We start from the raw sequence: 13,549 nt of genomic DNA on the forward strand, positions 1-13,549 counted from the left end.
TCTCCCCACGGGAAAGGCAACCCCCCATGCACAGAGTCACCCGCCGCGTCACCCGCCGCCAGGCGCTCCTCACGTTCGGCGCGCTCGCCCTGGCCGCCACCGCGTGCAGCGGCGAGGCCCCGGCCGCGCCCGCCGCCGGGAAGCCGGGCCTGGGCAACAAGGCGGGCGCGATGCCCAAGTACGCCGTCGGCGACCAGTTCAAGGCCACCGTGCCGCTGACCTTCTCCGTCCTGTACAACAACCACCCGAACTACGCGCTCAAGAAGGACTGGCTGTTCTGGTCGGAGCTGGAGAAGCGCACCAGCGTGACGTTCGACCCGGTCACGGTGCCGCTCAGCGACTACGAGAAGAAGCGCAGCCTGCTCATCGGCGCGGGAGACGCCCCCCTCATCATCCCCAAGACCTACCCGCACCAGGAGGAGCCGTTCGTCGCCTCCGGCGCGATCCTGCCGGTCAGCGACTACGTCGACCTGATGCCGCACTTCCAGGACAAGGTCGCCAAGTGGAACATGAAGGCCGACCTGGACACCCTCCGCCAGGCCGACGGCCGCTTCTACCTGCTGCCCGGCCTGCACGAGAACATCTGGCTCGACTACTCGCTGGCCGTCAGGGCCGACATCCTCGACAAGCACGGCCTCCAGGTCCCGAAGACCTGGGACGAGCTCCACACGCTGCTCAAGGCCATCAAGCAGGAGTATCCGGACCTCTACCCGATGACCGACCGGTGGGGCGTCCCGACGCCGGGCGGCAACCTGCTCAACATCGTCGGCGCCGCCCACGGCGCGCCCGGCGGCTGGGGCTACCAGCACGCCACCTGGGACGCCGCCGCGGGGAAGTTCGCCTTCACCGGCAGCATGCCGCAGTACAAGGCCGTGCTGGAGTACCTGAACAAGCTGGTGGCCGAGAAGCTGCTCGACCCCGAGTCGTTCACCCAGTCGGACGACGCCGCCATCCAGAAGATCGTCGGCGGCAAGTCGTTCGTCATCAGCACGAACGCGCAGACGCTGGTCAACGACTACCGGCCGCCGCTGAAGAAGTTCGACCCGGACGCGAAGCTCGTCAAGATCCCGACGCCCACGGGCCCGCTCGGCGACGTCAAGGCCGGCAACCGCCTGGAGAACGGCATCATGATCTCCAAGAAGGCGCTGGACAGCGAGAACTTCGTCGCCATGATGCAGTTCATCGACTGGCTCTGGTACTCCGACGCCGGCCAGGAGTTCGCCAAGTGGGGCGTCGAGGGCGTCACCTACACCAAGGCCGGCGAGGGCGAGTACGAGCTGAACGAGGACGTCGACTTCATCGGGCTCAACCCCGACGGCTCCAAGCACCTGCAGAAGGACTTCGGCTTCAGCAACGGCGTGTTCGCCTACGGCGGCCGGACGTCGCTGCTCCAGTCCACCTTCTCCGACGAGGAGAAGGAGTTCCAGGCCGTGATCAACGCCCGTCAGGCGCTCCCGGTGCCGCCGCCGCGCCCGTTCACCGACGAGGAGCGCGAGCAGGCGGCGCTGTGGGAGACCGCGCTGCGCGACCACGTCGACCAGAACACGCTCAAGTTCATCCTGGGCGACCGGCCGCTGTCGGAGTGGGACGCCTACGTCAAGGAGCTGGAGGCCAAGAGCTCCACCAGCTACATCAACCTGGTCAACACCGCCTACGAGCGGTTCAAGAAGGAACACGGCTGAGCGTGACGAAGATCCCGGCGGCGGGCGGGCGGTTCGGCGAGGGGGTGCTCTCCCGGGCCGCCGCGCTCGTCTACACCCTGCTGACGATCGAGCTGCTGTTCCTGGCCGGGGTCGTGCCCGGCCTGGCGGGGCTGACCCTGCTCGACCGCGACCCCGGCAACGTCCCGCTGGCCGTCGCCTGCCTGCTGCCCGTGGGCCCGGCGCTGTCCGCCGCCGTCTACGCGCTGCGCCGCCGCTCCCGCGACCTCGCCGACCTGCGGCCCGCCGCCGCGTTCTGGCGGGGCTACCGGGCCAACGCGGGCGGCGTGCTGAAGATCTGGACGCCGTGGCTGGCCTGGCTGGCCGTCGCGGGCCTCACCCTGGCCAACTTCGGCGCCTCCGGCCTGCCCGGCTGGTGGGCGGCGCTCCTCGTCGTGGTCGCCGTCGCGGCCACCCTGTGGGTCGCCAACGCCCTGGTGATCACCTCCCTGTACGCGTTCCGCACCGCCGACGTGGCGCGGCTGGCGGCGTACTTCCTGGTGCGCGCGCCCGGCGCCACGCTCGGCAACCTGTGCCTGCTGGTGCTGGCGGGCGGCGTCACGCTGGTCGCCTCGGAGGCGGCGCTGGCGCTGCTCGCCTTCGCGGTGGCGGCGGCGCTGCTGCGCAACAGCCGGCCGATGATCGCCGAGATCGAGGAGAGGTTCACCCGCTGAAGCCGCAGGACGCCCGGCGGCGTCCTGGTCCTGCGCGAGGACCGAGCCTCAGGGGATGCGCCGGCCGTGCGCGTCCGGCACCCCCGACTTGCGGAAGAAATAGGCGTTGACCTGGTCGCGCCACTCCTCGGCGCAGCGGACCTGCTCGTCGAGGAGCTCCCGCACCCGGGCGTGCAGCGCCGGGTCCACCAGCCCGGCCGCCTCCGCCCACCGCTCCCGGTAACCGGCCGCCTCCCGCGCCCCGGCGAAGTGCGTGTCGTAGATGTGCTGGATCACCGTCGACCCGCTGCGCAGCACGTGCCCGTACGGGACGTGGTGGAAGAACAGCAGCAGCTCGTCGGGGCACCGGTCGAGCGACTCGTACGTCCCCGCCCACGGTTCCGGGTACTGCCCGGCGAAGCCGGTGCCGGTGGCGCGGGTCCGGTCCACGCCCACGCCGTCACGGTCGGCGAAGTGGTACGTGCCCCACGGCGAGTACTCGTAGCCGTCGACCGACGGGCCGTAGTGGTCGCCCGGGTTGACCATGAACCCGACGCCGAGCGGGGCGGTGTAACGCTCGTACGTCCGCCACGAGCCGTCCATGATCGCGTGCAGCGTCTCCCGCAGCGCGGCCGGGGCCTGCGGGAACGTGAGCCCGATCCACTCGTCCAGGATCGCGGCCGGGTCCGCCCGGGGCGCCCACGCCAGCCTGCCGAACGCGTACAGGTTCGCCTGGGCGAGCGGGTGGCCGGTCCAGTACGGGTCGTCGCCCACGTTGGAGACCGCGACCAGCCCGCCCCCGGCGGCCACGTCCGCGACGCCGGCGAAGGCCAGCACCTCGCTCCACATCGGCGCGAGATAGCACACGTGCCGCTGCTGGCCGGTGTACTCCTGCGTGACCTGGAGCTCCACCGCCAGGCGGGTGCGCGGCATGGCGGTGATCACGGGGGAGACCGGCTCGCGCGGCTGGAAGTCCATCGGCCCGTGCTTGACCTGCACGATCGCGTTGTCCCTGAACTGCCCGTCGAGCGGCGCGAAGTGGTCGTGGGCGGCACGGGCCCGGTCGGTGGAGCGGTCGCGCCAGTCCTGGCGGTGGTTGTAGACGAACGCGCGCCAGTGCACCACGCCGCCGAACGGGGCCAGCGCGTCGGCCAGCATGTTCGCGCCGTCCGCGTGGGTGCGCCCGTAGGCGAACGGGCCCGGCTGCCCCTCGGAGTCGGCCTTGACCACGTAACCGCCGAAGTCCGGGATCGCCTCGTACACGCGTGCGGTCGTGCCCGCCCACCAGGCGCGCACGTCCTCGTCCAGCGGGTCGGCGACCGGCAGCCCGCCCAGCGTGACCGGCGCGGCGAAGTTCACCGACAGGTGCACGCGGATGCCGTACGGGCGCAGCTCGCCGGCGATCGCGGCGACGTCGCCGAGCCGGTCGGTCAGCAGCCGGGCCTCGGCGGCGTGCACGTTCACGTTGTTGACGGCGATGGCGTTGACGCCGATCGCGGCCAGCAGCCGCCCGTAGGCGCGCACCCTGGCCAGGTCGCCCCGCGGGCCGCCGTCCCGCCAGAAGATCGAACCGCCCGCGTAGCCGCGCTCGACCTGGCCCATCACCGGGTGCACGGCGACGTTGTCCCAGTGGTCGAGCATCCTGCGGCGCAGCGCGGGCCGGTGGTGCTCGACCGGCCGGTCCGCGCCGAACGCCGCCTCGCCCAGCCGCACCACGTGGAACAGCCCGTACAGCAGCCCGGCCGGGTCGTCGGCGAGCACGGTGGTGACGCCGTCGCGGCGGCCGAGCGCGTACCCCTCCGGGCCGATCCCGTCGGCGGCGGGAGCTCCCGCCGCCGACGTCAGCGCGAGCACAAGCTCGGCGGCGTCGCCATCGTTCATCCTGCCGCCGAACCGGGCGCAGGCCGTCGCCACCTCGTCATGCACGGTGGCGACGCCGTCGCCGCCCAGCACGAGGGTGCGGCGCGAGCCGATCGCCCGGAACGCCTCCGGAGGCAGCCACGCGGCGTGGACGTCGGCCAGGTCGGAAATGCTCACGGGGGTCCTCCGGCGGGAAAGCGCTTCCTCGCGCCAACCTACCGGAGACCGGCCTCTCCCGGCATTACCGCCCCAGGGTCAGCGGCAGCGTGCGCGGCCCCCGCACCTGGCCGGCCGCCCACGTCACCGCCTCCGGATCGGCCAGGCCGAACACCGGGATGCGCTCCAGCCACACCTCCAGCGCCACCCGCAGCTCCATCCGGGCCAGATGCGAGCCCACGCAGCGGTGGATGCCCAGCCCGAACGCGGCGTGCCGGTTCACCTGACGGTCGATGACGACCTCGCCCGCCCGCTCGAACTGCGCCGGGTCCCGGTTCGCCGCCGGGAACGACAGCAGGACCCAGTCGTCGGCCTTCATGTCGACGCCGTGCCAGTGCATGTCCTCCTTGACCAGCCGCGCCATCGTCACCGGCGCGTAGACGCGCAGCAGCTCCTCCATCGCCGTCGGCAGCAGCCCCGGCTCGGCAACCAGGCGCTCCCGGTCGGCCGGCGTCTTGGCCAGGTGCCACAGCGAGGCGCCGATCGCGCTCCACGTCGTGTCGATCCCCGCGATGAGCAGCAGCGCCATCGTGCCCGCCACGTGCGAGGGGTCCAGCTTCTGGCCGTAGAGCTCGGCGTTGATCAGGTAGGTCGTCAGGTCGTCACGCGGCCGGTCGACGTGGTCGCGGATTTGCTCCAGCAGGTAGTCGAAGAGCTGCTGCATCCGCTCGATCCGCTCCTCCGGCGGATGGTTGACGCCTTCGAGCACGTTCTCGATGAACTCGCGGAACCTCGGCCCGTCCTCGGCCGGGAAGCCGAGCATGGCGGCGATCACCCGCATCGGGATGTGCTGGGCGTAGTCGCGGGCGGCGTCGACCACGTCGCGGCCCTCGAACTCGTCGATGAGCGCGTGGCACAGTGCCCGCGTCGATTCCACCTGCTTGGCGACCGCCGTCTTGGTGAAGGCCGGCAGCAGCAGCTTGCGCGCGTCGTGGTGGAAGGGCGGGTCGGAGGAGATGGGCGGCGAGCCGCCCATCGGCGCCAGCTCGCGCGGCGGCCGGAAGTTGCTCATGATGATCGACCGTGACGAGAACCGCTCGGTGTCGTACGCCACCGCCGCCACGTCCTCGTACCGCGTCGGCAGCCAGCCGCCGCCGAACCGCTCGGTGTGCGCGATCGGGCAGCGCTGCCGCAGGTCGTCCTGGATCGGGTACGGGTCGGCCGCCCACTCCGGTTCCAAGTGGGAGAAATCGGTCGCCCAGTCGGAGACCGGGCCAGTGATGATCTCGTTCCGGGTGCCCAGGGGTTCCTCCCCGTCGGTCTCCCGGAAATCACGGGTGAAGCGGTCGTCAACGGTCATCTCATGCCTCCTCGACGGCCTTCTCGGGACAGTTGGCCATCGCCAGCCGCGCCTCCTGCTCCCGCCCCGGTGGCACCAGGCCGTCGCCGAGCACCGTCCCGTAGCCTTCGCCGTCCTCGCCGAACAGGGCGGGCGCCAGGTCGTAGCACCGGCCGTGGCCCTGGCACCGTTCGGGGTTGATCTGGACTTTCACGGTGTCGCCTCCGTGGCTGAGGTGGATCCGGTACGGGTGATCGCGGCGACGAGACGGGTGAGCAGCGCGACCCACTCCTCGTCGTCCACCGCGTGCTGGTCGGGGGTGACCAGCGCGCTGCCCATCGCGAGCAGGAAGCAGAAGTGCGCGAGCGCGTCGGGGGAGACCGCGGGGTCGAGCTCGCCCGCGTCCTGCCCGGCGCGCACCAGCCGGGTGATCCAGTCGGCGCGTTCGCGCACGTAGTCGCGCATCGGCCCGGCCACGTCCTCGTCGCGCCGGGCGGCCACCAGCGCCTCGACGATCAGGTAGCCGAGCGCGTCCCGCCGCCGGGGCAGCCGCCGCCCGCTCGCCACCAGCAGGTCCGTGATCGGCTCGTCCGGGTGGGCGGCGAACAGGTCCGCCATCAGCGTCGGCCCGTGCGCCCGCAACGCGGCCACCAGCAGCTCCGCCTTCGACCCGAAGTGCGCGTACAGAGCGCCGTTGCTCACGCCCGCGGCGGCGGCGATGTCGGCCACGCGCGTGCCGTCGTAGCCGCGCTCGGCGAACGCGTCGGCCGCCGCGCGCAGCAGCCGCTTCCGCGTCTCCGCGGCGGTGACGCCTGCGATACGCCCCATAGGAGAATTGAAAGAACATTCATTTGATTCGTCAAGGGTTGCGGGCCGGGCAACTGGAATGTCTGACGCGGCGCTTGGGGGCCTGGTCGTCAGTGGGCGCGGGGTGGGTCGAGGACTTCGGCGGTTCCCGCCCGTTCGTACTCGTGACCGCTCGGTATGGGACTCGCGTCGCCGGCGAGCAGCGTCTCGGCGACGGCCGTACGGGCATAGAGCACATATCTCCCCGTGCGGTGCGCGCTGGCCAAGCCAGCCCTGCGGAGAGCGGTGAGGTGCTGGTTCGCGCCTGGTTCCGACAGGTCGAGGCGGGCGGCCAGTTCCCTGGTCGAGGCGGGCTGGTCGAGCTCGGCCAGCAGCCGGGTGCGGGTGCGGCCGAGCACGGCGGCCAGCGCCTGTGGCGGGTCGCTCTCGCGGTGCTCCCAGAGCGTCGCGACGCCGCGCGGGGGGTAGCGGATCGTGGGCTGCCAGGGCGGGGTCGTGATGGAGAAGACCCGCGGCCAGGTGAACACCGACGGCACGAGCAACAGTCCCAGGCCGCCCAGCGGGCGCACGCCTTCGCAGACCGTCTTGGGCAGGCGCAGTGTCTCTCCCTCCCACGTCACGGCGGGGTCGAGGTCGCTGAGCATGCGCCGCAGGCCGCCCTCGGCCAGCAACCTGGCGCGGTAGAGCACGTCGCCTTCGAGCAGGGCCCGTACGCGCGGCCAGTAGGGCGCGATGGCCGCTTCCCAGTAGCCGCGGATCTCCTCGGCCAGCCGTTCGAGGCCACCCACGGGGTCGGCGTAGAGCTCCTGGAGCGCTCGGGTGCGCGGACCGTCCCAGACGTCGAGACCCTCCTGGACCAGGGGTGCCATCGCCGCCATCCCGGCCAGCTCGACCTCCAGGTCGGGCACGGCGGTTGAGGGCGGGGGGCAGACGAAGCCGACGATCGAGACCGTCGGCACCGGCACCAGGTCGGACAGCAGCCGCCAGTCGACATCGGCGAGCCGCCGCCGCACCCGTTCGGCCCAGGGCTTGAGCACGGCATGCGCGGCCGGATTCTTCGCCACCCGCACGCTGGCGACGACCTCCCACAGAGGAGAAACCGCGAAACGGACATTGGCCGCATCCTGTGCGGTGAACGTCAGCTCAAGGCCCATCCGATTCGTCCTCTGCTTAATCAATGGCGCTCGGACGGAGGATTCCATCATCTAGGTGCTATGACAACTGCCGCCGGGCCTCCGCTCCTGCATGACCCCTCCTTCAGAAACTTCTACCTGGCGTCGGCGGTCAGCCAGTTCGGCACCCAGGTCGGCTACGTGGCGATGCCCCTGCTCGCGGTGATCGCCCTCGACGCGGGGCCCGGTGAAGTGGGACTGCTCAGCGCCCTCACTACCATCACCGTGCTCGTGCTCGGCCTGCCCGCCGGAGCATGGGTGGACCGGGTCAGGCGCCGCCCGGTGATGATCGCGACGGACCTGGTCCGCGCCGTGCTTCTGCTGTCGGTGACGGTCACGTGGTGGCTGGACGCTCTCACGATGACCCAGCTGTACGGCGTCGCCATCGCGACGGGAATCGGCACGCTCTTCTTCGACGTCGCCTCGCAGAGCACGCTCCCGCACCTGGTCGGCCGCGACCGGCTCACCGCCGCGAACTCGGTGCTCGTCGGCACGAGCGCGGCGATGGACGTGGGGGGCAGGAGCTCCGCCGGAGTGTTGGTGGCTCTCGCGGGCGCGCCGGTGGCGATCGTGCTCGACGCGCTCACCTACCTGTGGTCGGCCGTGTGGCTACGCCGGATCAGCAAGCCCGAACCCGCGCCCGCCCCCGTACCCGGCGAGCGACTCGGACGGCAGATCGGCGAGGGGGTGCGATTCCTCTTCGGCAACCGGGTCCTCATCGCCATCGCGGCGCAAGGCGGCATGACGAACCTCGCCTTCCCGCTCTGCTCGACGCTGCTGCCCGTGCTGCTCGTCGACGAGCTCGGGCAGCCCGCCTGGGTGCTCGGGGCTTACCTTGCCGTCGGCGGGCTCGGTGTGCTGGCCGGTTCCTCGACGGCTCACCTGATCGGCCGGCGGCTCGGCCGCGGGCGTGCCGTGTGGATCGTCGGCATGACCACTGCGCCGTTCGCGCTTCTGGTGCCGTTCGTCGGCTGGAGCGTCTGGATCTCGGCGGCCGCATGGAGCATCCTGTGCTTCCGGACAGGGGTGAACAACGTGCTGCTCGTCAGCTTCCGGCAGGAAGTCACACCCGACCCGATGCTCGGCCGGATGAACGCCACCATGCGCCTGATCCTTATCGGTGCGGTCGGCGTCGGTGGTCTGCTGGCGGGCCTTCTCGGCGAGGTCTGGGGCATTGGGACGGCAATGTGGACGGGCGCAGCGATCATGGCGCTCAGCTGGATACCGATCTGGTTCAGCCCACTCCGCCACGAGGTCTGACGCAGGCCGCCATCGTCATGACCACCTGGAGTGTCTTCGCCGCGCGGCCCATCCCTTCGACCCCATCCTGCAGTTGGTATGCACTCAGGGCCCGATCCGGCGCCGTTTCGCTTCGTATACTTCTGAACCCTGCCACCGCGACGTCGTCGGCCCCCGTTCGCGCACCAGCCCCCGTTCACGTCATCGGTGGCGCGGGCCGCCATTCCGACGCGAAGGGACGCTGATGCCCGGTAAGGATGGGAAAGCCTGGCAGGACCCGGACGAGATCGCTCGCCGGGTGCGGGACGGAAGCCTCACCAGACGCCATCTGCTCGCGATGTTCGGTGTGTCCGCGGCGTCGGCGGCCTTCGCCTCGGCCGCGGGGACGGCAGCCGCGGCCACGCGCCGCTACGACTACGTGATCGTGGGAGCCGGCTCGGCCGGGTGCACGCTGGCCGCGCGCCTGTTATCGGACTCGCGGGCGAGCGTGCTGCTGATCGAGGCCGGCGGCACGAACGACCTGCCGGTGGTGCGGGACTTCACCAAGTCGGCCCTGGCGGCGGCGCCGAACTCGGGGCTCGTCTGGCCGTACCAGTCGGTTCCGCAGCGGGAGCTGCTGCACGCGCGGCAGTCGTTCGTGTGCGGGAAGCTCGAAGGCGGCAGCAGCTCGGTGAACGGGATGGTGTGGGTCCTCGGCAACCCGGCCGACTACGACAGCTGGGCCGCCCAGGGCGCCACCGGCTGGGACTACGCGAGCGTGCGGCCCTCGCTGGAGGCGCTGTCCGGGCCCATCGAGCCGTCGGACGAGCTGACGCGGCGCAACCTGCTCTCCCAGGCCACGGTGGCAGCGGCCGTCGACCTCGGCTACACGTTCAACCCCGACTACAACGGCGCGACCCAGTTCGGCGTCTCCTACACGCGGCTCAACGTGGTGGACAAGATCCGCCAGGACGCGTTCACCTCGTTCCTGGTCCCGTACCTCACCGACCCGCGCCTGACGATCATGACGGACGCGGAGGTCGCGCGGCTGACGTTCGACCGCCGCGACGCGATCGACGGCGTCGTCATCCACGCCGGTCGCCGCCGGTTCACCGTCCGGGCCGAGCGGGAGGTGATCCTCAGCACGGGCACGGTCAACACGCCTCGCCTGCTCCAGCTGTCCGGCATCGGCGCGGCGCGGGACCTGCGACGGCTCGGCATCCCGGTCGTCGCCGACCTGCCCGGCGTCGGCGCCAACCTGCACGACCACCTGATCTCGGTGGCGTTGAAGAGACTCCGCACCCCCGAGCCCGCGACGCACCTCACTTCGATGGACGTCAGCCTCTTCACCGGCAGCGGCCGGGTGCCCGGGACGCCGGCGTACCAGGGGCAGGTCTACTACATCGGCGCGGGCGGGTATCCGCCCTTCTCCGCGTTCTCGCAGGCGGTCGGCATGATCAACCTGCACCCCACCAGCCGGGGGTACGTCAGGCTGCGGTCGGCCGATCCCGCCGTGCCGCCGATCATCCAGCCGAACTTCCTGCGGACCGGAGAGGATCTCGAGGCGCAGCTCGACGGCTACCGGCTGGCCATCGAGCTGGTCAACGCGAAGGGACTGCGTGACTGGGTCATCGACGACGACGCCATCCCCGGCTCTCACGTCAACACCCGCAAGGAGCTGATCCGAGCGGTGCGCGCCTATTCGCAGGCCGACTTCCACGCGGTCGGCACCTGCCGGATGGGCACGGACGCGCACGCCGTCGTGGACCCCCACCTGCGCGTACGCGGCGTCAGGGGGCTGCGGCTGGCCAGCGCCGCGATCATGCCCAGCATCACCTCCGGCAACACCAACGCCCCGTCGATGATGATCGGCGACCGGTGCGGACGGCTGATCCTGGGCGGCGCCTGACCGCGCGGGTCACACCGGGCAGTCGCGGGGGCCGACGCTCTGCCCGGCGCCGATGATGGTGACCTGGGCGGGGTGGTCCCGTTCCGGGGCGGTGACCGTGCACACGATCTGGTCGACCGCCAGCGGCGACAGCTCACCGGCCGGAGCCGACAGGGTCACCACCAGGTGGCCGGCCTTCACGGGGGTGACCGAGAACGGGCCGGCCCCGGCCGGGATGTCGGTGGTGAAGCCGTTCGCCCGTTCCCCGGCGGTGGGGCCGACGGCCAGCAGCGCCAGGATGTCCGCCCGGAACCACGGGCGGCTGTCGTCGGACCGCTTCACCGGGCTGGGCCGGCCGTCCTTGACCAGGTAGAGGGTGAGCGTCGTGTGCGTGGCGACGCCACCGCTCGGCGGGGCGCCGACGGAGATGGGGTCGCTGGGCCGCACGCCGCAGCCGGCGACGGCGACGAGCGCCGCCACGCCCAGGGCGAGCCCGAGACGGCCGGGTCCGGCTCTCACGCGGGACCTCCAGAGTCGAGGTGCCCGTCCGGATCGTCCATCCGGCGCGGCAGGCGGAGCGTGAACACGGCGCCTCCGTCCGGGGCGTTGGCGACGGTGAGATCGCCCCGGTGCAGCCGCGCGTTCTCCCGCGCGATGGCCAGGCCGAGACCGCTGCCCTCGGACCTGGCCCGGGCCGCGCTGGCCTTGTAGAACCGGTCGAACACGTGCGGCAGCACCGCCTCGTCCAGCCCCGGCCCGTGATCGCGTACCTCCAGGACGATCTCCTCCGCGCCGGCGGACAGCCGTACCGACACGGGCGGCTCGCCGTGTCGCAGGGCGTTGCCGACCAGGTTGGCGAGGACGACGTCCACCCGGCGCGGATCCAGCCGCGCGGTCACCCCGGCGGGCAGCTCGGTGCGTACGGACTCCGACCAGCCACGGGCGTGCAGGGTCGCGCGCACCAGCTCGGCCACGTCGACCTCGTTCAGCGCGAGCGCCGCGACGCCGGAGTCGAACCTGCTGATCTCGATGAGGTCATTCACCAGCCCGGTCAGGCTGAGCGTCTCCTGGCTGACCAGCCGCGCGGCGCGCCCGGCGGTCTCGGGCAGCTCGGCCGCCTCCTCGTCGAGGACGTCGGCGACCGCCGCGAGCGCGGCCAGCGGGGTGCGCAGCTCGTGGGACACGTCCGCCACGAACCGGCGGGCGTCGGCCTCCATCTCGCGCAGCTGCTCGACGTGCCGCTCCAGCTCCGCGGCCGTCTCGTTGAACGTACGCGCCACGTCCGCCAGCTCGTCGGAGCCGCGGACCGCGATCCTGGTCCGCAGATCGCCCTCGCCGAGCAGGCGGGCCGCCCGGCCCAGCTCGCGCACCGGGCGCAGCACGCCACGGGTGGCCAGCGACGCCAGGACGACCGAGAGCACCAGCGCCGCCCCGCCGGCGAGCCACGCCCGCGCGGCGAGGCTGTCGATGCTGAGCTGTTCGGGAGCCAGGCTGCGCGCGGTGTAGACCTCGATGCCCGACACCTGCGCCGTCCGGCCCGGCTCGGCGATCAGCAACGGCGCGCCGATGAGCAGGAGAGGGTGGCCCCTCCACACCACGCGCTGCCACGCCATCTCGCCGCGCGCCACCGTCCCCCGCAGCCCCGCCGGGATCAGCCCCGGGTCCAGGACCGGCGTGTCCTCGCGCCGCAGCCGGGGGCCCGGCGCCGCGAGCAGCGTCGAGTGCGCGTCGCGGTAGACGGCGACCGCGAAGCCGCCCCCGTCGGCCATGACGCGGGCGATCTCGTCGAGATCGGCCTGGCCCGGCGTCGCGGTCCGCAACGGGAAGAGGGCCGCCAGGCGTCCCCGCGTCGCCTCCACCGCGGCATCCTGGGCCCGCTGGAGGATCGCGGTGCGGGCCTCGACGTACATCGCACCGGCCACCGCCGCCGCCGTGACCACGCACAACAGGGCGAACGCGTACAGCAGCCGGTTCCGCAGCCCCAGACTCGGCCGGGACTCCACCAACCGGCTCACACCGGCCCGAACCGGTACCCGAACCCACGCACCGTCTGCACGTAGACCGGCGCCGCCGAGTCGTCCTCGATCTTCGCGCGCAACCGCTGCACACACGCGTCCACCAGCCGCGAATCGCCGAAGTAGCCGTGCTCCCACACCGACTCCAGCAACTGCTGGCGGCTGTGCACCCGGCCCGGCGTGCCCGAGAGCTCCAGCAGCAGGCGCAGCTCGGTCGGCGCGAGGCTGACCGGCTCGCCGCGCCTGGTGACCACCAGCCCGGCCCGGTCGATGACCAGGTCCCCGTGCCGCTCCAGCTCCGCCTGGTCCCGGCCGATCCGCCGCAGCACCGCGCGCATGCGGGCCTCCAGCACCCTCGGCTGCACCGGCTTGACCACGTAGTCGTCGGCGCCCGCCTCCAGCCCCGCCACCACGTCCATGTCGTCACCGCGCGCCGTCAGCATGATGATCGGCGTCTCACCGGCCACCCGGATACGACGGCACACCTCGAAGCCATCCATGCCGGGCAGCATCAGGTCGAGCACCACCACGTCCGGGACGTCCGTACGCAGCCGCTCCAGCCCCTGCTCCCCGGACTCCACCGCGCGCACCCGGTGGCCGTGCCGGGTCAGGGCCAGCTCCAGCCCCTCCCGCACAGCCGGGTCATCCTCGATCAACAACACTCGCGACACGCTGCCGAGCATCTCAGCACGCTCCGTAACTCACCCGCCGGCCGACCCCGTCCACTGTCGACCGGCCGTG

The 13,549-nt window shown here is 72.1% G+C and carries 12 protein-coding genes; 4 read left to right on the top strand and 8 right to left on the bottom strand.

Features of this window, described 5'->3' with window-relative positions; all coding sequences use genetic code 11:
- The first annotated feature begins 26 nt into the window (after positions 1-26).
- A complete protein-coding gene (locus AB0G11_RS12605) occupies positions 27-1,682 on the top strand; it encodes an extracellular solute-binding protein (RefSeq protein WP_357585672.1) in 1,656 nt (551 codons plus the stop codon).
- A gap of 2 nt (positions 1,683-1,684) precedes the next feature.
- Complete coding sequence (locus AB0G11_RS12610; protein ID WP_357585674.1) at positions 1,685-2,374, top strand: hypothetical protein; 690 nt, start codon at positions 1,685-1,687, stop codon at positions 2,372-2,374.
- A gap of 48 nt (positions 2,375-2,422) precedes the next feature.
- Here AB0G11_RS12610 and AB0G11_RS12615 read toward each other — a convergent pair whose 3' ends face one another.
- The 5 genes from AB0G11_RS12615 to AB0G11_RS12635 all read right to left on the bottom strand — a co-directional run bounded on the left by AB0G11_RS12615 (position 2,423) and on the right by AB0G11_RS12635 (position 7,669).
- The gene (locus AB0G11_RS12615) at positions 2,423-4,390 is read right to left on the bottom strand and encodes an alpha-glucuronidase (RefSeq protein ID WP_357585676.1); all 1,968 of its coding nucleotides are present in this window, start codon (positions 4,388-4,390) and stop codon (positions 2,423-2,425) included.
- 64 nt (positions 4,391-4,454) lie between these two features.
- Positions 4,455-5,729 carry a cytochrome P450 gene (locus AB0G11_RS12620; protein WP_357585678.1) on the bottom strand — a complete coding sequence of 425 codons (1,275 nt, stop codon included), beginning with the start codon at positions 5,727-5,729 and terminating at the stop codon, positions 4,455-4,457.
- Between the two features lies 1 nt (position 5,730).
- Complete coding sequence (locus AB0G11_RS12625; protein WP_219518247.1) at positions 5,731-5,922, bottom strand: ferredoxin; 192 nt, start codon at positions 5,920-5,922, stop codon at positions 5,731-5,733.
- A complete protein-coding gene (locus tag AB0G11_RS12630; protein WP_219518249.1) occupies positions 5,919-6,536 on the bottom strand; it encodes a TetR/AcrR family transcriptional regulator in 618 nt (205 codons plus the stop codon). The genes AB0G11_RS12625 and AB0G11_RS12630 overlap by 4 nt, the downstream gene beginning before the upstream one ends.
- A gap of 89 nt (positions 6,537-6,625) precedes the next feature.
- On the bottom strand, positions 6,626-7,669 hold the full coding sequence (locus AB0G11_RS12635; RefSeq protein ID WP_357585680.1) for a DUF5937 family protein: 1,044 nt from the start codon (positions 7,667-7,669) through the stop codon (positions 6,626-6,628).
- Positions 7,670-7,729: 60 nt separating this feature from the next.
- On the opposite strand from AB0G11_RS12635, the gene AB0G11_RS12640 reads away from it, so the two are divergent.
- Both AB0G11_RS12640 and AB0G11_RS12645 read left to right on the top strand, forming a co-directional pair.
- Entirely contained in the window at positions 7,730-8,947 is a 1,218-nt protein-coding gene (locus tag AB0G11_RS12640) for an MFS transporter (RefSeq protein WP_357585682.1), read from the top strand.
- Between the two features lie 223 nt (positions 8,948-9,170).
- A complete protein-coding gene (locus tag AB0G11_RS12645; protein ID WP_357585684.1) occupies positions 9,171-10,814 on the top strand; it encodes a GMC family oxidoreductase N-terminal domain-containing protein in 1,644 nt (547 codons plus the stop codon).
- Between the two features lie 9 nt (positions 10,815-10,823).
- On the opposite strand, the gene AB0G11_RS12650 is transcribed toward AB0G11_RS12645, so the two are convergent.
- Genes AB0G11_RS12650 through AB0G11_RS12660 form a run of 3 tightly spaced genes read right to left on the bottom strand, consistent with a single transcriptional unit; the run spans position 10,824 to position 13,479 of the window.
- Positions 10,824-11,312 (bottom strand): hypothetical protein, encoded by a 489-nt coding sequence (locus AB0G11_RS12650; protein WP_357585686.1) that lies wholly within the window; start codon positions 11,310-11,312, stop codon positions 10,824-10,826.
- Positions 11,309-12,808, bottom strand: a complete 1,500-nt coding sequence (locus AB0G11_RS12655; protein WP_357585688.1) for a HAMP domain-containing sensor histidine kinase — start codon at positions 12,806-12,808, stop codon at positions 11,309-11,311. Before AB0G11_RS12655 ends, AB0G11_RS12650 begins: the two co-directional genes overlap by 4 nt.
- Positions 12,805-13,479, bottom strand: a complete 675-nt coding sequence (locus AB0G11_RS12660) for a response regulator transcription factor (RefSeq protein WP_219518256.1) — start codon at positions 13,477-13,479, stop codon at positions 12,805-12,807. Before AB0G11_RS12660 ends, AB0G11_RS12655 begins: the two co-directional genes overlap by 4 nt.
- Positions 13,480-13,549 lie beyond the last annotated feature (70 nt).

This window comes from Nonomuraea sp. NPDC023979 (genome assembly GCF_040639085.1).
Lineage (GTDB): Bacteria > Actinomycetota > Actinomycetes > Streptosporangiales > Streptosporangiaceae > Nonomuraea > Nonomuraea ceibae.